Origin of the sequence: Streptomyces sp. NBC_00237 (assembly GCF_026342435.1) — a bacterium.
Taxonomy (GTDB): Bacteria; Actinomycetota; Actinomycetes; order Streptomycetales; family Streptomycetaceae; genus Streptomyces.
In genome coordinates, this window is the sequence record NZ_JAPEMT010000002.1 from 1,595,540 (window position 1) to 1,612,290 (window position 16,751).

The 16,751-nt window shown below is 67.0% G+C and carries 19 protein-coding genes and 1 riboswitch; of the genes, 3 read left to right on the forward strand and 16 right to left on the reverse strand.

Annotated features, from left to right (window positions below; all coding sequences use genetic code 11):
* Positions 1-7 precede the first annotated feature (7 nt).
* A complete protein-coding gene (locus OG897_RS20870) occupies positions 8-409 on the reverse strand; it encodes a hypothetical protein (RefSeq protein ID WP_266658718.1) in 402 nt (133 codons plus the stop codon).
* Complete coding sequence (locus OG897_RS20875) at positions 406-723, reverse strand: hypothetical protein (protein ID WP_266658719.1); 318 nt, start codon at positions 721-723, stop codon at positions 406-408. Before OG897_RS20875 ends, OG897_RS20870 begins: the two co-directional genes overlap by 4 nt.
* A gap of 184 nt (positions 724-907) precedes the next feature.
* Between OG897_RS20875 and OG897_RS20880 the strand changes: the two genes are divergently transcribed.
* The gene (locus OG897_RS20880) at positions 908-1,180 is read left to right on the forward strand and encodes a GntR family transcriptional regulator (RefSeq protein ID WP_266658720.1); all 273 of its coding nucleotides are present in this window, start codon (positions 908-910) and stop codon (positions 1,178-1,180) included.
* 120 nt (positions 1,181-1,300) lie between these two features.
* Here OG897_RS20880 and OG897_RS20885 read toward each other — a convergent pair whose 3' ends face one another.
* The 4 genes from OG897_RS20885 to OG897_RS20900 all read right to left on the reverse strand — a co-directional run bounded on the left by OG897_RS20885 (position 1,301) and on the right by OG897_RS20900 (position 3,319).
* Complete coding sequence (locus tag OG897_RS20885) at positions 1,301-1,498, reverse strand: hypothetical protein (RefSeq protein ID WP_266658721.1); 198 nt, start codon at positions 1,496-1,498, stop codon at positions 1,301-1,303.
* 280 nt (positions 1,499-1,778) lie between these two features.
* Positions 1,779-2,615 carry a helix-turn-helix transcriptional regulator gene (locus OG897_RS20890; RefSeq protein WP_266658722.1) on the reverse strand — a complete coding sequence of 279 codons (837 nt, stop codon included), beginning with the start codon at positions 2,613-2,615 and terminating at the stop codon, positions 1,779-1,781.
* A complete protein-coding gene (locus tag OG897_RS20895) occupies positions 2,605-3,126 on the reverse strand; it encodes a DUF6879 family protein (RefSeq protein ID WP_266658723.1) in 522 nt (173 codons plus the stop codon). Before OG897_RS20895 ends, OG897_RS20890 begins: the two co-directional genes overlap by 11 nt.
* On the reverse strand, positions 3,110-3,319 hold the full coding sequence (locus tag OG897_RS20900) for a hypothetical protein (protein ID WP_266658724.1): 210 nt from the start codon (positions 3,317-3,319) through the stop codon (positions 3,110-3,112). Before OG897_RS20900 ends, OG897_RS20895 begins: the two co-directional genes overlap by 17 nt.
* Positions 3,320-4,035: 716 nt before the next feature.
* On the opposite strand from OG897_RS20900, the gene OG897_RS20905 reads away from it, so the two are divergent.
* The gene (locus OG897_RS20905) at positions 4,036-4,389 is read left to right on the forward strand and encodes an HU family DNA-binding protein (RefSeq protein WP_266658725.1); all 354 of its coding nucleotides are present in this window, start codon (positions 4,036-4,038) and stop codon (positions 4,387-4,389) included.
* A 35-nt stretch (positions 4,390-4,424) separates the two neighbouring features.
* On the opposite strand, the gene OG897_RS41040 is transcribed toward OG897_RS20905, so the two are convergent.
* From OG897_RS41040 to OG897_RS20920, 4 genes are all read right to left on the reverse strand, one after another.
* On the reverse strand, positions 4,425-4,580 hold the full coding sequence (locus OG897_RS41040; RefSeq protein ID WP_353963758.1) for an HNH endonuclease signature motif containing protein: 156 nt from the start codon (positions 4,578-4,580) through the stop codon (positions 4,425-4,427).
* Between the two features lie 727 nt (positions 4,581-5,307).
* The gene (locus tag OG897_RS20910; protein ID WP_266658726.1) at positions 5,308-5,805 is read right to left on the reverse strand and encodes a hypothetical protein; all 498 of its coding nucleotides are present in this window, start codon (positions 5,803-5,805) and stop codon (positions 5,308-5,310) included.
* 2 nt (positions 5,806-5,807) lie between these two features.
* A complete protein-coding gene (locus OG897_RS20915) occupies positions 5,808-6,044 on the reverse strand; it encodes a hypothetical protein (RefSeq protein WP_266658727.1) in 237 nt (78 codons plus the stop codon).
* Positions 6,045-6,696: 652 nt separating this feature from the next.
* Positions 6,697-8,451, reverse strand: a complete 1,755-nt coding sequence (locus OG897_RS20920) for a recombinase family protein (RefSeq protein WP_266658728.1) — start codon at positions 8,449-8,451, stop codon at positions 6,697-6,699.
* Between the two features lie 283 nt (positions 8,452-8,734).
* Between OG897_RS20920 and OG897_RS20925 the strand changes: the two genes are divergently transcribed.
* Positions 8,735-9,661 (forward strand): hypothetical protein, encoded by a 927-nt coding sequence (locus OG897_RS20925; RefSeq protein WP_266658729.1) that lies wholly within the window; start codon positions 8,735-8,737, stop codon positions 9,659-9,661.
* Positions 9,662-9,671: 10 nt separating this feature from the next.
* On the opposite strand, the gene OG897_RS20930 is transcribed toward OG897_RS20925, so the two are convergent.
* The 6 genes from OG897_RS20930 to frr all read right to left on the reverse strand — a co-directional run bounded on the left by OG897_RS20930 (position 9,672) and on the right by frr (position 16,649).
* The gene (locus OG897_RS20930) at positions 9,672-10,712 is read right to left on the reverse strand and encodes an ABC transporter ATP-binding protein (RefSeq protein WP_266658730.1); all 1,041 of its coding nucleotides are present in this window, start codon (positions 10,710-10,712) and stop codon (positions 9,672-9,674) included.
* Between the two features lie 18 nt (positions 10,713-10,730).
* Positions 10,731-12,350 (reverse strand): iron ABC transporter permease, encoded by a 1,620-nt coding sequence (locus OG897_RS20935; protein ID WP_266660365.1) that lies wholly within the window; start codon positions 12,348-12,350, stop codon positions 10,731-10,733.
* Positions 12,351-12,412: 62 nt separating this feature from the next.
* On the reverse strand, positions 12,413-13,513 hold the full coding sequence (locus tag OG897_RS20940; RefSeq protein ID WP_266658731.1) for a thiamine ABC transporter substrate binding subunit: 1,101 nt from the start codon (positions 13,511-13,513) through the stop codon (positions 12,413-12,415).
* An 81-nt stretch (positions 13,514-13,594) separates the two neighbouring features.
* Positions 13,595-13,720, reverse strand: a riboswitch (TPP riboswitch).
* A gap of 38 nt (positions 13,721-13,758) precedes the next feature.
* Positions 13,759-14,865 carry a 23S rRNA (adenine(2503)-C(2))-methyltransferase RlmN gene (rlmN, locus tag OG897_RS20945; RefSeq protein WP_266658732.1) on the reverse strand — a complete coding sequence of 369 codons (1,107 nt, stop codon included), beginning with the start codon at positions 14,863-14,865 and terminating at the stop codon, positions 13,759-13,761.
* A 114-nt stretch (positions 14,866-14,979) separates the two neighbouring features.
* A complete protein-coding gene (locus OG897_RS20950) occupies positions 14,980-16,092 on the reverse strand; it encodes a phosphatidate cytidylyltransferase (RefSeq protein WP_266658733.1) in 1,113 nt (370 codons plus the stop codon).
* Positions 16,092-16,649 (reverse strand): ribosome recycling factor, encoded by a 558-nt coding sequence (gene frr / locus OG897_RS20955; protein ID WP_266658734.1) that lies wholly within the window; start codon positions 16,647-16,649, stop codon positions 16,092-16,094. The genes OG897_RS20950 and frr overlap by 1 nt, the downstream gene beginning before the upstream one ends.
* Positions 16,650-16,751 lie beyond the last annotated feature (102 nt).

A 16,751-nucleotide genomic window follows, 5' to 3' on the forward strand; every position in this document is an offset into this window, starting at 1 on the left:
TGCGGGCTTACCGGCGACGCATCACCGTGTGGTCCGGTGTCGGGCCCGGGGTGAGCTTCGGTGCGCACGTGGGGCAGGCGTAGAGCGTCGTTCCGGGGCCGCTCGCACTCTCTATGCAGCGGACGACCACGGGGGCCGTGGTGAGGCATTTACAGCCGATGCAGAGTGCCGGGGTGGGCTCGGGAAGCGTGCCGTTCAGCCACTCGCGCGTCATGTGCTCGTCCCCGTCGGTGTCGGTCTGCCCGGTGTCCGTGCTGGTGTTGGTCCACGTCTGTGCGTAGGCGTTGGCGTGGTCGCCCTGGTCGTGCTTCGGGAGCACGCACGGGATGCGGTTTATGCCGATGGCCGGTCCGTGTTCCCATCCGGGACGACGGGCTCCGCACTGGTCTGCCGTGGCTGCCGTGCTCATGCCGCCACCGTCCGGCGAACGGCGTGGATGTTGACGGTGGGGAAGTCGTAGTCAAGTCCGAGTTCGCTGAATGCGACTGCCCGCCACCGCTCGCGCTGGTCCGGGTTGAGTCCGTCCGTCTCTTCGGCGTGGAAGATGCCGCGCACCGTTTCGGCGCTTGGTCCGGTCCACGGTCGCGCCCACGGGCTTACGGTCTCGGGCTCGGCTGCCGGTCGGTCGGTGAGGTAGGCGGCACTGTGCTTGCCGGGTGTGCGGGTACTCGGGGCGAGGACGGACAGCACCCATGTGATGAGTCGGGCGATAGAGTCGCGCATGTCGTTTCAGCTCTCTGATAGCTGTTGCGGCGGAGCCCCGGCGGACCGGTCCTAAGCGGTCTGTCGGGGCGTTTTCGTTGTCGAGAGTAGCCCTTGACGTCAAGACACGTAAGCACTTGTAAAGGCATGTCAAGTGACGTGGCTGGAAGTGACCTGTCGAATGAGCCCCGATACCGTTCGGAACATGGACTACGGCCCAGACGACGAAATCGAGCGCGACGCCCCCGAGCCCCCGTTTCAGCAGCTCGCGAGCATCCTGCGGGCACGCATCGCGCGAGGAGACTGGAAGCCCCGGCGGCCAATCGCTTCCGAGTCGCGACTGTGCGCCGAATTCGGACTCTCGCGGCCCACCGTCCGCCGCGCCATTGCCGCCCTCGTCACCGATGGGCTCGTCTTCACGGTGCCACAGCGCGGGACGTACGTAGCCGACCAGGGGGAAGCGGCGGACAGCGAGTAGTCAGAACGTGGAAAGCCCCACCGGTACGGGCCCGACACGCTGTGTCTACGTGCCTCCCGTACCGGTGGGGCGTTGGGCCGGTCCGCCGTGCAGGGTCGACGTGCACCAGAGGACCGGGGATCACATGCGTTCGAGCTTGCCCGGAGGGGCCAGCCACTCACGGGCGGTCTGCTCGTCCCACACGAACGCCGTGGGGACTTCCTTGCGCTGCCATGCCAGTGAGGCGGGATCTGCGTAGTCCATGATCACTGCGCGCAGGATGCCGATATTCCCGGCACGGTCTGTGACGCGTTTGCCAATGTCCTTCTGGTCGATCACTTCCGCCCCCTCTCGTGAGGGTGGTTGCGGATCTCCCTTGCAGCATCGAATCTCTCTTCGTGCGTCTCGGCATTGGCAAGTTGATTCGCCAACGCTGTGCACACACCGCAACCATCAACTGGATTGCAGCCGTACAGCCACGGGTCAATTTCGAGTTCGATAGGTGACTCTTGGGTTCCGCGTGGCGTCGTCATGGCTTCCCCTCGCTCTACTGTGCGTGGGAACAGTGTCGTCCTGCGAGCGACACACCTTAACGTTTATTGCTCTTGTCGGGTAAGGATCATGAGCGGCATTGAACCGACCAGCCGGCGAGCCTCTCCCTGGCGTCTTCCCCGAAAATTGCCTGCGCGTCGTAGTAGTTGAACTCATCAATGTACGCGGAGACGTCCCGGTGATCCCGGAAGATAAGCACTCCTGTAGGAATTTCCACTGTTGCTACGCGTTCGTCGTAGACCGTGAATGTACTCAGCGCACCAGGCATGACCGCTGTGCTTATAGGGATCACGCCGAGGCGCACGTTCGGCAAATGAGTAAGGGATGCCAGTCGGTCAATCTGCATAGCCAATGCGTCAGGAGGGACGACCGGCCATCTGACCGCTTGTTCAGTGAGAATGAATGTGAACGACTTGGACCGGTCGTAGAGAACCTGTTGCCGCTCCAGCTTCCGCGCTACTGTCTTCCTGCTCTGTTGCTCCGGAACGTCGGCGAGGCTTGCCCGCACATATTCAGGTGTGGCCAGTAGGCCCGTGACCATGGATGGCAAGAAGTACCGAAACTCTACTGATGACTTCTCAAACCCGGCCAAGTCATTCTGACGCTTCTCCAGTCCTCTGCGACGCAGAGACCAGTTGTCTTGCCACTCAGTATTAGCGATCCGGGTGAGGGCAGTTATCTCGGCATTGAGCTTAGAGGGCGCATCAAGTGCCTTAAGGATCAACTCAACATCGATTAGGGTAGGGGTAACCCTTCCGCTCTCGATATTACTGATCTTTGTCTGTGACATATTGCAGCGCTTAGCGAGCCAGGTCTGAGTGTTCCCGGCTCGCTTGCGTAGCGCCTTTAGCGTCTCTGCTAGGTCAGCTCGGGACTGGCCCAGCTCTACGGGGTCAAGCGTCAAGGCCCTTCACGTACTCCTCAAAGGGCACCGACTCAGCTACCGCGATTCGCTGATGCTCGATGAACGGTGCTGGGTCCCCCTCGTACACTTCTCGGCTGATCTGTGTTCCGTCCGGCTGATAGTGCATGAGTACTACTTCGGCCCGGTCGAACATCCAGAAATCTTGAACCCCTTCAAGAGGGTTCGGGCGGCCCGTCACGTCGAGAATGCGGATTTCTTCCCCTGCCCACGCGTGCGGGAGGTAGTACATGAACTCGTATCGGAGATAGTCCGAGAGAGGTCGGGTGACGACGTGGACGCGCCCTTTGGACTTACCTTCACGACGTACCCGCTTCAGATCATCGGTGTACTCATTCGAGTATGCGTGAGGGTCGATGCGTTCACCCGCGAGGAAGGACCGGATCTCTTGCTCTTCCTGTGGTACGCGGTACTCCGGCAGGGTCTCCAGCCGCCAAGCTTCCCGCTGGAAGCTCTCAAAGCGATTGGCCCATGCCTCACCATCCAAGAGCACGGAAAGCCTCCTTCAGTACCGATTCGGGGATCTCTACGAGTCCTTCCCCAGCGGGCGGGGTGAACGCGTAGGACAAGTCTCCCTGCACCACGATCGATCCGTGAGCGGTGCGGTAGACGTTTGGGCAGTCGTTCTTGTTGCACTCGGGGTCATCAACGTTCCCGGTAAGTCGAATCAGTTCCTCACGTGCCATGGTGAACCCCCTTGTCAGTCAGCCTCGTTGGGCTGCCTGGCATGACCGTACGAGGGGGCGTCGGTCAGCGTCTATGCGGCAGCGCGGATATTCGCGTTGTCGCATATCTGTAGTGAGTGGACAGCAGGAAGCCCCCGTACCCGCCGCCCGTGAGGGTGACGAGCACGGGGGCTCTGTGGGCAGCGCGGAGCCCCCGCGCAAACACCCCTACCTGCGGCGCGAGTCTTTTGCCTCCCTGCCGTGCTTCTAGGGCGTGAGCGGGGGGTCCCTGCCTGGGGGTGGGGTCACTGCCGGCGGGGCTAGACCCTCTCGGCAGCCCATCCGCCCGGCTGGTGCTTCGCGGTCTCGCGGTTGTGGCACGACGTGCACAGCGGACGCAGACGCTCGAACGCATCCGGATTCACGACACGCCGCGTGAGCAACTGACGTCGACTCAAAGGGAAGTGGTCGGCAACCGTCGCAGTGCGCGAGCAGAGCACGCACCACGGATGCGCGTACAGGTACCGCTTACGGATCAGCGGCCAACGCCGGCCGTACGCACTCGTCCCCGGTGTCACCCGCTGTGCGTTCGCTTCCTTCTCATGAGCGGGGCACCGCCCGCCCGTGGTCAGTTCAGGGCACCCCGGGACAGAGCACGGGGGGCGGGGCTTACGGGGCATGGGGGATCACCTCCCGAAGGGTGAGGGGCAGCTGCGGACTTTCGACAATTGACCAGAATGGATCTTGTAGCGTTCTACGTTCGCGAGGATGATGGCTGCCACCGACAACAGTCGGCCAAAGACCGCATCCGGGTAGGTAATATGAAAAAGACCGAGCTGATTGAAGTAATTGCCAAGCGGGCAGAACTGACGACTGAGCAGGCGAACAGTGCCCTAGATGCCTTCATGCATGCCGTCACCGATGTCTTGGCAGCTGACGACAGTCTGAGCCTCGTTGGGTTCGGCACTTTCGCAGTCAAAACTCGGAGTGCGCGCACGGGTACAGACCAGAACGGGAAGGAAATCAATGTCCCGGAAGGTCGGGTGCCGCACTTCGCGCCAGGCAAGTCCCTCAAGGACGCAGTGAAGTAGGGTAAGGGCGAGCGTGCAAGTGGGTTCCAACTCACTCACTTGAAATGAGTGCTTCCGCCCGCGAATTCCTTGCACGCCTTGAGTCGGTGGCACGGACGGCAGAACGGTTGAACGTTTCCGTCCGTGTCCGACCCACCCAACGTGAGCGGCTGCACGTGGTCCACGCGGCAGAGTGCACACCTACACCGCACCCCTTTCGCACCAGGACGAGCCAGGTTAGGGCTGGTCTAGGGCGGAGTTTTGAAGATCGGCGCACCCGCAGCGGGGCAGGCAGGGACCGTAACGCTGCCCTACATCGACATGCGTTACATCGCGGGGTGGGGGGAGTCGAACCCCGTTGCAGCCGGTTTCGGAACAGGTGACTAGCCCGCCCTACTCGCCGCCGCGTGCACCATGGCACCCCTACGCACCCGGGACGACCGGTCAAAGCCGACCCGATGCGGTTCTAAGCCGGGGGGTCAGGCACCCCGAAGTCTGTAGCCGTGCTCGTCGTCCACACCGGCGAGGACGTCCCCGCACCCTTCCGCCGGCGAAGCACCACCGTCACGGTGTCGGCAATCTCGGCAAGCTCGTCCGGCCCGTGCTCGGCGTCGCTACACCCTTCCGCACCAGGACGAGCCGTCTAGGGCGGTTCCAGCGCGGAAGGGGCGGTAGGACCTCACGCTGCGTGTGGTGGCTCCGGGGGAATGACGGGCGGGTCGACCGGGGTTCCGTCCGGCAGACGTGGTGTGAGATCCACCAGCACCCGTCGGGCATGGTCGGCAGGGTCTCGCATCTGCTGAGTCCCTCGCGGCATCACGGTCTCACCCTCCCGTATCCCTCCGCGCGTATCGGACCACACGGGGTGCCCGTTGGCGTCTCGCGGGAAATACGGGTAGTCCCCGTTCGGCCCGGGGTCGAGAGCGTCTACGGCCATGGTCAGTCCGTCCCGGATATGTAGGCTTCGCGCTTGTCGCTGAGTTCCTGGTCGAACTCGACACCGAGTGCGGCAGCCTTGCTGTCGGCGTGGGACACAATCTCTTCCAACATGCGCGCGTCGTACCAGCGCTGTTCGGGAACGGTCGGCACCTCACCCAAGGCGGTCTCTGCCCGCTGCGCCTCTGTGAGTACGTGTCCGCGCTTGTGGCGGGCTGCACGGTATTCGACGTACGCCGCAAACCACGGTTCCACGGCGAGGGCTTCCAGGAAGGTTTCGCGGGCCGTGTCTCCGGAGTGGGCCGCAGCGTCGGCGCGCTCCCGCCACGTCTCGACCACCTGACGGTTGTACACCGCCGCTCGCTCCGCACGCCGCACCAATTCCGCCTCGTGCGCCGCCCGCAACTGCGCTTCGGCATCCGCCAGCGGAGCCGACACCTTCTCCGCCTGCGCCCGCAGCTTCGCAACGCGCTCGGCCGCCTTCTCAATCTCCGTAGCCATAGTCACTTACCGCCCTTGCTCACGTCGCGCCCGTACTGCGCAGCAATCTGCTTGTCGTTCTCGTAGTAGCCAAGGCTCATACGAGCCGTCAGCCCCATGCGCTCGAACATGTTCGGGTGCGAATCACGGAGAGTTGCAAGGTGCTCCATCGATTCGTTCCACCGCCACATGTCGGCCCGGTTCTGCCCCTTGTCGCGCTTCCCGTCCAGGAAGACGACTTGGTTCAGGATTTCACTCATAGATGGTCACTCCATAGGTCATGCTCGGAATTGAGAGACGCTCCGCACTGTCACAGCGGGCAGAGTTCAGAGCTGCAAGTCAGAGACAGGCACTCGGTCCGCCGTTTTCCCCCGTTGGGTGGGTGCGCGGTAATCCGGTCTCTCTTGCCCCAGTAGTAGGGGCGGAGAGATTCCCGTATCCCCTGCGGGACGCTGGTCTCTCCTCTTGCCCCAGTAGTAGGGGCGGAGGAATTCCCGAGCCCCCTGCGGGACGTTGGTCTCTCCTCTTGCCCCAGTAGTAGGGGCGGACGGATTCCCGCACCGACTGACCATGACGGGATGACGTTCAAGGTGCCGTGGTGGGTTTCTTTCTATTTTTTTATACGTGATCTAAAAAATAGGTTCTAACCGTCATACCGTCATGCCCTCCCTCGCTGGTCGGGGCAGCCCGGGGCACCGTGGGCGGGCATGGGGAAGCCCCGGCGGTCACGGGGACTACCGGGGCTAGGTCGGCACGGCCGTACTGCATTCCAGGACGAACCTGTAAGGCACCGTGCCTCACCCGTGCACCCATGTCGGCAAGGGGTCACACAAGCCTATAGGCGGTCTGGGAGCACGCGAGAGCCCCGGACGCCACACCGGACGCGCGGGGCTCTCAGAGCGGCTGTGAGCGCTACGCGGCCACCAGTTCGCGGACCGGCTCGGCGACCACGCGCACGCTTGCCCCCTCGGTCGGGGTGTCTCCGCGTGCTTCGGAGTCCAGCGCGGTTGCTACACCGTCGACGGCTTCCGCTGCGGGGTCCAGCTCACCCGACATGGTGAAGTCCACGCGCCGTACGTCGAGCTTGCGCCACCCGCCCCGCACACCACGTCGCACGTCGAGTCGCACCCCGGCTTCGGTGAGCATGGCGCGCTTGCCCGCTGTGTCCTTTGTGGCCCACTCGTCGGCGAACGTACGGCCCGTGGGGGTCACGATGCGCTGCGGTTCGGTCTTCTCTGCCGCTTCGAGCGTGGCTATGCGGTTGTCGAGTGCGTCCGCGCGGGACTGCCACTCTGCCGCTGCGTGCTTCGACTTCTGCCGGCCCTGCTGCTTCTGGTGCTCGGCGAACTCGGCGACCGTGGCGCGTAGTTCCGGCTCGGGGTCATACCCGGGAATCTCAACTATGTGCATCGTCTGGACGGAGCCGACCCGTGCCAGGAACTCGGCGGTGACGTAGTCGTCCACCCAGTCCCCCCGGACGTGCGCGGGGGCTTCGCAGTCGTCGCCCCGGGCGTGGAAATTGCACTTGTAGACCGGTGCTTGGTTCTTCTTGCTTTCCTGCTTGTTGAGGTACATGCGTCCCCCGCACGAGTCGCAGTGGATGACCCGCAACAGCAGTGCGTCCGTGTCGGTGCGCTCGGTGTTGTCGACGCTGCGGGAGTCGAGCAACGCCCCGATGCGGTCGAACTCGGTACGCGTGAGGATCGGGGTTTCACTCGCCATGACGGGGTTGCCGTCTGCGTCACGTACCGGCTTCCCCTTGTGCATCTTCCACCCGAGGAGCGATTCACTGCGGAGCATGCGCGTGATGGAGGCGGGTGCCCACTTGAATACCTCCCGCACGACGTGCGAACCCTTGGCCCCTCCCGTCTTGCCGCCGGTCTTGCGCCCGTTCTTCACTGCCCAGTGATCGCGCGGGCTCGGGATGCCATCCGCGTTGAGTCCGGTGGCAATGGCGGACACGGTCTTTGTCTTGCCGGTCTCGGTCTCCAGCAACTCCCGCACGATGCGTTCAATGATCAGCACGGCGTCCGGGTCCGGGACGAGCGTCCAGCCGGACCCACCGTGTTCGGCGGGCATGGGGGCGGGCATGTAGCCGTACGGGGGGCGCGAGCCACGCCACCGGAACGGCATCTTGCGTATGGCTGCCATGGCCCCGGTGACACGGTCTTTGATGCTCTGCGACTCCACCTGAGCGGCGAAAGCGAGCATCATCATCATGAGTTCGCTCATGGGGTCCATGGGGTTGCGGAAGTCAAAGACGAGCCGACCCGCGCCGATGCCCTCGGCGAAGACGAGCATCTTTCGGTGCTGCTTGGCCCACTTCGCAAGCTCGTGCATGTGCGCCATGGACCGGATGGCACGGTCAAAGCGCCACCACACCAGCGCGTCAAAGTCATCGGGGCGGGCAAGCCAGGCACCGAGCTGTTCCCGCTCGAACGGGCCGAACTTGGAAGCTGACACGTCAAGGTCGACCGCTTCGCGTAGCTGGTCGCCCTCGCCAAAGTTGATGTTGAGTGCTGCGGCTGCCATGTCGTCGGCTTCGCGCTGCCGCTCGGGGCTGGTGGTCTCGTCGGTGAGCACGGAGAGGCGTACGCACCGCACGCCCCGAAGGGTCTCGGTCTCGTACACCGTTCCCGCCACGGGGTTTCGGGGTGTGTCTGTCATCCCCCCTGTAGGGGCGGAAAGGTTCCCGCTACCGGGCTTGACCAGCGTAGATGCCGACATGGCTGCACTCCAGAACGTCTAGTTCTGTGTGCTGGGAGACCCGGAGGGCAACGAGTTCTGCGTCGAACGCAGTGCCGCCGAGCGGACGGGCTGACCGACTCCGGCGCGTACGGCCGGACCCGAAGCAACGTTCACGGCGATTCTCACGTCTCGTAGTCGGAGGACACTGAACGTCCTCACCCGACGACGCGTACGACTCGCACTTCCGTGAACGGAGCTTTTGGTGCTCATCGGCCTCATCACCGCCATTGCGGCCTCGGTCTGCTACGGCACGGGCTCCGTCCTGCAAGCCGTCGGCTCGCGGAAGTCCGCCCGCCGCGAGGCGGCCTCGGCCACCGCCTCCGCCGGTGTCACCCAGCACGGCGGACCCAACCTGTCATCCACCGCCAAGGCCGCGATGACCTGGGAATTCATCGTCGGGACCATCCTCGACTTCGTCGGCTTCGGGCTCGGTGCGCTGGCGGCCCGGATGCTGCCGCTGTTCCTCTCCCAGACCGTCATCAGCGCCAACCTGGTGATCACGGCGGTGCTGAGCGTCAAGATGCTCGGCATCAGGCTCAGCCGCAAGGAGTGGACCTCGATCGCGGTCGTCTGCGGCTCGCTGGTGCTGCTGGCGACGGCGGCGGGCCACGAGGGCAGCAACCACGCCGACCGGGCCACCCACTGGTGGCTGCTCGCCGTGTCGGTCGCCCTGATGGTCCTGGGAACGGTGGCCGTACGCCTGATGGGTGCGGGCGCCGCGATCCTCGCGGGTCTCCTCTCGGGCCTCGGCTTCGGCGCGCTGGGGGTCGGCGTACGCATCCTCGACGGCGTGGACCCCTTCGACCTCGGGACCCTCCTCGCCGACCCGGCCTTCTACGCCGTCCTGGTCGCGGGCATCGGCGGCATGTACCTGCACACGGTGGCCCTCCAGATCGGCTCGGTCAACGGAGCCACCGCCGCCCTCGTCGTGGGCGAGACGGTCCTGCCCGGTCTGATCGGCGTGGTCTGGCTGGGCGACGCGTCCCGCCCGGGATTCGGCTGGGTCGCCGTCGTCGGCTTCCTGCTGGCGGTGGCGGGTGCCGTCGCGGTCGCCTGGTACGGCAAGCACGAGGGCGAGTCCAGCACGGCACCCGACACCCCGCGCCCCCTGGTGGACGCGCCGCGCTAGTTCCCGGAGGTCACCCCTCCAGCAGCACGACCTCGTCCACCGCGAACGCCGCGCCCACCTGCGAGCCGACCTCGGGTGCGTCCCGCAGCGGGCACTCGGCCTCCAGCGGCGGGCCGTCCGCCGGACCCAGCCGTACGGCGACGTGGTGGCCTCGGAAGGTGCGGGCGAGGACCGTGCAGGGCAGGCCCTCCTCGGTCGGCACCAGGCGGACGCCCGCGGGGCGCACCAGCAGGCGGGCCTCGCCCTGCGGGGTGCCGGGCGGGACCGGGATCTTGCCCCAGACGGTGTCGGCGGCCTCGCCGCCGACCGTCGCCCCCACCACGTTGTCGAAGCCGAGGAAGCGGGCGACGAACTCCGAGGCGGGCCGCTGCCACACCTCAAGGGGCGTGCCGGACTGGGCGATCCGGCCGTCCCGCATGACGACGACCCGGTCGGCGAGCGCGAATGCCTCGCCCTGGTCGTGGGTGACGGCGAGGACCGTGGTGCCCAGCCGGCCGAAGAGCTGGCGGAGTTCCACGACGAGGCGTTCGCGCAGGCTGCGGTCGAGCTGGCCGAGGGGTTCGTCGAGCATCAGCAGGGCGGGGCGGGGGGCCAGGGCGCGGGCGAGGGCGACGCGTTGCTGTTCGCCGCCGGAGAGGGTGGCGACGGCCCTGCGCTGGGCGCCGGGCAGGCCGACGAGTTCGAGGAGTTCCCCGACGCGGGCCACCTGTTCGGCCCGGCCCGCGCCGTGCATCCGCAGGCCGAAGGCGACGTTGCCGCCCACGTCGCGCTGGGGGAAGAGCTGGTGGTCCTGGAACATCAGGCCCACCCCCCGCTTGTGCACCGGGGTTCCGGTCCGGTCGGCCCCCTCCAGGAGCACCCGCCCGGAGTCCAGCGGCTGGAGCCCGGCCACCACCCGCAGCAAGGTCGACTTGCCGCTGCCGCTCGGCCCGAGCACGCACACGATCTCGTGCGCGGCGACCCGCAGATCGACGGCGTCGAGCGCCGCCCGCGCGCCGAAGCGCACGGTGACCTTCTCCAGGTCCAGCAGCGGCTTCACGGCGTCGGTCATGCAGAACTCCCTGTTCATTCAGAACTCGCCGGATACGGATCGGTCGGGCCGGATGCGTTCCAGCACCAGCAGCGACACCGCGCACACGACCATCAGGATCGTGCTGAGTGCCATCGCCTGCCCGTAGTTGAGGTCTCCGGCGCGCCCGAGCAGCCGGGCCACGGCCACCGGCAGCGTCGGGTTGTCGGGCCTCGCGATGAAGACGGTCGCGCCGAACTCACCGAGCGAGACCGCGAAGGCGAACCCCGCCGCGACGAGCAGCGCCCGCCGCACCATGGGCAGGTCCACCTCCCGCCAGGCCCGCAGCGGCGACGCCCCGAGCACGGCTGCGGCCTCCCGCAGCCGCCCGTCGACCGCGCGGAGGACCGGCAGCATGGTCCGTACGACGAAGGGAACACCCACCAGGGCCTGCGCGAGCGGCACCAGGATCCACGAGGTCCGCAGGTCCAGCGGGGGCTGGTTGAGGGTGATGAGGAAGCCGAAGCCGACCGTCACCGCGGACACCCCGAGCGGCAGCATCAGCAGCGCGTCGAAGCCCCGCACGAGGCGTCCCGCGCGCCGGGTCAGTGCGGCGGCGGCCAGACCGCCCACGGCCAGGGCGATGAGGGTCGCCACGATCGCGTACTGGAGGGAGTTCCAGACAGCTTCCAGCGGCGGTACGAGGAAGGTCCCGCCGCCCCCGTCGGCCGACTGGAGAGCCCGGTAGTAGCGGAAGCCGTAGCCGTCGGGGCCGTCGAAGGAGCGCTCGATCAGTACCGCGAGGGGCAGCAGGATCAGTACGAGGACCGTGGCCAGCACCCCGCCGAGCAGCGCCCACTGCCCCGCTCCGCGCGGTCGGCGCGCCGTACGGGCCGGGTCGACGAGCCGCAGCGCGCTCTCCCGCCGCCGTACGGTCCAGGCGTGCAGGGCGAGGATCGCGCCGACCGCGGCGAACTGGACGAGGGTGAGCACGGCCGCGGTCGGCAGGTCCAGGAACTGGGCGGTCTGCCGGTAGATCTCCACCTCCAGGGTGGAGAAGGAGGGCCCGCCCAGGATCTGCACCACGCCGAAGGAGGTGAAGGTGAAGAGGAACACCATCAGCGCGGCCGCCGCCACCGAGGGTGCCAGCGCGGGCAGTGTCACCCGCCGCCAGGCGGCGAAACGCCCCGCGCCGAGGACCCGGGCCGCCTCCTCCTGGCGGGGGTCGAGCTGCGACCACAGCCCGCCCACGGTCCGTACGACGACCGCGTAGTTGAAGAAGACGTGCGCGAGCAGGATCGCCCACACACTGGTGTCCAGCCGTACGCCCCACAGTTCGTCCAGCAGACCGCCCCTGCCGAGGACGGCCAGGAAGGCACTGCCCACGACGACGGTCGGCAGGACGAACGGCACGGTCACCACGGCCCGCAGCAGCTGCTTGCCGGGGAAGTCGAACCGGGCGAAGACGTACGCCGCCGGAAGGGCGAGCAGCAGGGTGAGCGCGGTGGAGGCCACGGCCTGCCAGGTGGTGAACCACAGGACCCCGCCGATGTCGGGGTCGCCGAGCACCTCCCCGATCCGCCCGAACTGCCAGCTCCCGCCGGACTTCAGCCCGCGCCCCACGATCGCGACGACGGGGTAGGCGAAGAACAGCGCGAAGAACGCGAGCGGCACGGCCATCAGAGCGAGCCGCACCGCTCCCCCGCGCCGGGCACCCCTGCGGGCGCCCGGCCGCCTCTCGGCTACTTCTTCACCAGCGAGGACCACGACTTGACCCACTGCTCACGCTTCTCGGTGATCTTCTTCGGGTCCACGGTCAGCGGCTTGTCGGCCTTCTCGCCGAACTTCGCGTAGACCTCGGGCAGCTTGGTGTCCTTGACCGCCGGGTTGACGAACATCTTCAGCGGCAGGTCCTCCTGGAACTGCTTGCCGATGAGGAAGTCGAGGAGCGCCTTGCCGCCCGCCGCGTTCTTCGCGCCGTCCAGCAGCCCGGCGAACTCGATCTGACGGAAGCAGGTCCCGGTGGCGACACCGGTCGGCGCCTCGGTCGGGCGCGGGTCGGCGTACAGCACCTCGACGGGCGGGCTGGAGGCGTAGGAGACGACGAGCGGGCGGTCCGCCTTGGCCTTCTTGCCACCGGCGGACCCGGAGAACTCCTCGTTGTACGCCTGCTCCCAGCCGTCGACGACCTTGACGCCGTTGTCCTTGAGCTTCTGCCAGTAGCCCTGCCAGCCGTCGTCGCCGTACTGTCCGGCGGTCGCGAGGAGGAAGCCGAGGCCGGGCGACGAGGTCGCGGCGTCCTCGACGACGAGGAGGTCCTTGTACGCGGGCTCGGCCAGGTCGTCGAGGGTCTTCGGCGGTGCGAGCTTCTTGTCGGCGAAGTACTTCTTGTCGTAGTTGACGCAGATGTCACCGGTGTCGACGGGCGTCACCCGGTGCTCGCCCTTGTCGAGCTGGAGGTCGGCGGGTATTCGATCCAGGCCCTTGGCCTCGTACGACTGGAAGAGACCGTTGTCGAGCGCGCGGGAGAGGAGGGTGTTGTCGACGCCGAAGAAGACGTCGCCGCGCGGCGAGCCCTTGGTGAGGATCTCCTGGTTGAGGGCGGCGCCCGCGTCCCCGCTCTTGAGCACCTTGACCGTGTAGCCGGTCGCCTGCGTGAACGCCTTCAGCACGGCGGGCGACACGTCGAACGAGTCGTGGCTGACGAGCGTGACGGTCTTCGACCCGGCCCCGTCGCCCTTCTTGGCGGAGTCGCCGGAGTCGGTGCCCCCGCAGGCGGCGAGCGCGCTGACGCCGAGCGCGGCGGCGATGGCCGTGGCGGCGTACCTCTTGATGGTGCTCACTGGTGGTTTTCCTCCTGGACATGACCAGGAAGAGACGCGGCCCTGCCCGCACCGGAAAAGGATGCGGGCAGGGCGCAACAGCTTGAGTAACGACCGAACTTCCTACCCAGAATGACCTGGGCAAGGTTCAGAGGGTCTGCGGCCTTGTCCGTACGAAGACGATCGGTGCCGCACTCTCAGCGCTGTGGCGCTCCCCTGTCGGAAATATGTAAATGTGCAGCCCAGATTACATGGGCCCCTTCGGACTAGCGCTCGGAGGCCGCCAGCTGCCCGCAGGCCCCGTCGATCTCCTGGCCCCTGGTGTCCCGTACGGTCACCGGCACCCCGTGCGCCGCGATGGCGGCGACGAACGCCTTCTCGTCCTCGGGCCGCGAAGCCGTCCACTTGGACCCCGGCGTCGGGTTCAGCGGGATCAGGTTGACGTGCACCCGCTTGTTCTTCAGGAGCCGTCCCAGCAGGTCGCCCCGCCACGCCTGGTCGTTGATGTCGCGGATCAGCGCGTACTCGATCGAGATCCGGCGACCGGACTTCTCCGCGTACTCCCACGCGGCGTCCAGCACCTCCCGCACCTTCCAGCGCGTGTTGACCGGCACCAGGGTGTCGCGCAGCTCGTCGTCCGGGGCGTGCAGCGACACGGCGAGACGGCACTTGAAGCCCTCGTCCGCGAACCGCAGCATCGCGGGCACCAGGCCCACGGTGGAGACGGTGATGCCACGCTGCGAAAGACCCAGCCCGTCCGGCTCGGGGTCGGTGAGCCGACGGATCGCGCCGACGACGCGCTTGTAGTTGGCCAGCGGCTCGCCCATGCCCATGAAGACGATGTTCGAGAGCCGCGCCGGACCGCCCGGAACCTCGCCGTCACGCAGCGCCCGCATGCCGTCCACGATCTGGTGCACGATCTCCGCCGTCGACAGGTTCCGGTCGAGACCGGCCTGCCCGGTGGCGCAGAACGGGCAGTTCATGCCGCAGCCCGCCTGCGAGGAGATGCACATGGTCACCCGGTCCGGATAGCGCATGAGCACCGACTCGACCAGCGTGCCGTCGTGCATCTTCCACAGCGTCTTGCGCGTGGTCTCCTGGTCGGTCGAGAGATGACGTACGACGGTCATCAGCTCGGGGAGCAGTGCGTCCCGCAGCTTGTCGCGCGAACCGGCGGGGATGTCGGTCCACTCCGCCGGGTCGTGGGCATACCGGGCGAAGTAGTGCTGGGACAGCTGCTTGGCACGGAACGGCTTCTCGCCGATCTCGGCAACCGCTTCCTTGCGCTCGGCGGGCGTGAGGTCGGCGAGGTGCCGCGGGGGCTTCTTGGCTCCGCGGGGCGCGATGAAAGTGAGTTCTCCAGGTACAGGCATGGTCATACCAGTGTCTCAGATGTACGACAAGAGGCCCGCCGTCCTGTGGACAACGGGCCCCTCACCCAACAACACAGCAGGTCAGACGCCTCGCAGGCGCCTACAGACCCAAGATCAAGCCGACCCTACGAAGATCACCAGCATCAGCCAGACCACCGGAGCCGTCGGCAGCAGCGAGTCCAGCCGGTCCATGATCCCGCCGTGCCCCGGCAGCAGCGTGCCCATGTCCTTGATCCCGAGGTCCCTCTTGATCATGGACTCGCCCAGGTCGCCGAGCGTCGCACTGGCCGCGACCGCGAGGCCGAGCAGCATGCCCTGCCACCACGTACCGCCGTCGATCAGCAGCGTCATGCAGAGCACGCCCGCCACCATCGCGAAGGCGATCGCTCCGAGCAGGCCCTCCCGGGTCTTCCCCGGGCTGATCTTCGGCGCCAGCTTGTGCTTGCCGAAGCGCCAGCCCACCGCGTACGCACCGGTGTCGCTGACCACGGTGAGCAGCAGGAAGGTGAGCACCCGCGGCGCCCCGTCCTCGGCCCTGAGCATCAGAGCGACGAAGGTGGCCAGGAACGGCACGTAGAACGCGGCGAAGACACCCGCCGTGACGTCCTTGAGGTACCCCTCCGGCGGCTCGGTCATCCGCCAGACCAGTACGGCCAGAGCCGTGAGCGCCATCGCGACCCACGCGCCCTCAGGACCGCGCACGAAACCGGCGACGACCATGGCCGCACCGCCGACCGCGAGCGGCACCAGCGGAGCCTTGATGCCCTTGCGCTCCTCCAGCCGCGAGGTCAGCTCCCACAGCCCGACGACCACGGCGACCGCTATGACGCCGACGAACGCTTCCTTCCGGATGAACAGCGACGCGAAGATCACCGCGCCGAGGCCAAGGCCGACTCCTATGGCGGACCGCAGGTCGCGGCCGGCCCGCTTCTTCTGGGGAGGCTGCGGTGCCGCGGGCTGCTGCGGCGGCGCCGGGGGCGGGGTGGACATGGGCTCCTGCGGCATCTCGTCGCGGAACGGGGGACCGCTCGCAGGAGCGGCCCCCCGGTTCCGGTCGTCGCGGTCGTCGGCGTCTCTGCCTGTCTCGGGCACGATGGGCATGGGCCGAGTGTGCTGGGCGTCATGCGCATCGTACGCGGGACCCGCCGGGAGGGGCCCCTGGTCGGGGGCGGTCCATTCACCGGCGTAGCCCGCCCTCGGCCGGGCCCCCCAGGAAGAGTCGTTCATCAGACCTCGAGCAGCTCGGCTTCCTTGTGCTTCAGCAGCTCGTCCACCTGCGCCACGTACTTCGCGGTGGTGTCGTCGAGCTCCTTCTCCGCACGGCGGACCTCGTCCTCGCCGGACTCCTTGTCCTTGACGAGCTTGTCGAGGGTCTCCTTGGCCTTGCGGCGGATGGAGCGGATCGAGATCCGGGAGTCCTCGGCCTTGTTGCGCGCGACCTTGATGTAGTCCTTGCGGCGCTCTTCCGTCAGCTGCGGGAACGTCACTCGGATGATGCGGCCGTCGTTGCTCGGGTTGACGCCGAGGTCCGAGTCGCGGATCGCCTGCTCGATGTTGCGCAGGGCGGTCGCGTCGAAGGGGGTCACCACGGCCATGCGCGGCTCGGGGACCGAGAACGACGCCAGCTGGTTGATGGGCGTCAGGGCACCGTAGTAGTCGGCCACGATCTTGTTGAACATCGCCGGGTGCGCACGGCCGGTGCGGATCGCGGCGAAGTCCTCCTTGGCGACCACGACGGCCTTCTCCATTTTCTCCTCGGCCTCGAGGAGGATTTCTTCAATCACCACGTACTCCTGCATGTCTGGAACTGCTGCTGCATGTCTTGGACTGCTGCTGCTGCGTGCGTCTTCTCCTGCACGGTGTCCGACCGGCAGGACATTGTCCAT

Excerpts from the sequence above, each read along its gene's own strand:
- OG897_RS20870 (WP_266658718.1), bottom strand. The coding sequence starts at position 409 with ATGAGCACGGCAGCCACGGCAGACCAGTGCGGAGCCCGTCGTCCCGGA.
- OG897_RS20875 (WP_266658719.1), bottom strand. The coding sequence starts at position 723 with ATGCGCGACTCTATCGCCCGACTCATCACATGGGTGCTGTCCGTCCTC.
- OG897_RS20880 (WP_266658720.1), top strand. The coding sequence starts at position 908 with ATGGACTACGGCCCAGACGACGAAATCGAGCGCGACGCCCCCGAGCCC.
- OG897_RS20900 (WP_266658724.1), bottom strand. The coding sequence starts at position 3,319 with ATGGCACGTGAGGAACTGATTCGACTTACCGGGAACGTTGATGACCCC.
- OG897_RS20905 (WP_266658725.1), top strand. The coding sequence starts at position 4,036 with ATGGATCTTGTAGCGTTCTACGTTCGCGAGGATGATGGCTGCCACCGA.
- OG897_RS20910 (WP_266658726.1), bottom strand. The coding sequence starts at position 5,805 with ATGGCTACGGAGATTGAGAAGGCGGCCGAGCGCGTTGCGAAGCTGCGG.
- OG897_RS20915 (WP_266658727.1), bottom strand. The coding sequence starts at position 6,044 with ATGAGTGAAATCCTGAACCAAGTCGTCTTCCTGGACGGGAAGCGCGAC.
- OG897_RS20920 (WP_266658728.1), bottom strand. The coding sequence starts at position 8,451 with ATGACAGACACACCCCGAAACCCCGTGGCGGGAACGGTGTACGAGACC.
- OG897_RS20930 (WP_266658730.1), bottom strand. The coding sequence starts at position 10,712 with ATGACCGACGCCGTGAAGCCGCTGCTGGACCTGGAGAAGGTCACCGTG.
- OG897_RS20935 (WP_266660365.1), bottom strand. The coding sequence starts at position 12,350 with ATGGCCGTGCCGCTCGCGTTCTTCGCGCTGTTCTTCGCCTACCCCGTC.
- rlmN (WP_266658732.1), bottom strand. The coding sequence starts at position 14,865 with ATGCCTGTACCTGGAGAACTCACTTTCATCGCGCCCCGCGGAGCCAAG.
- OG897_RS20950 (WP_266658733.1), bottom strand. The coding sequence starts at position 16,092 with ATGAACGACTCTTCCTGGGGGGCCCGGCCGAGGGCGGGCTACGCCGGT.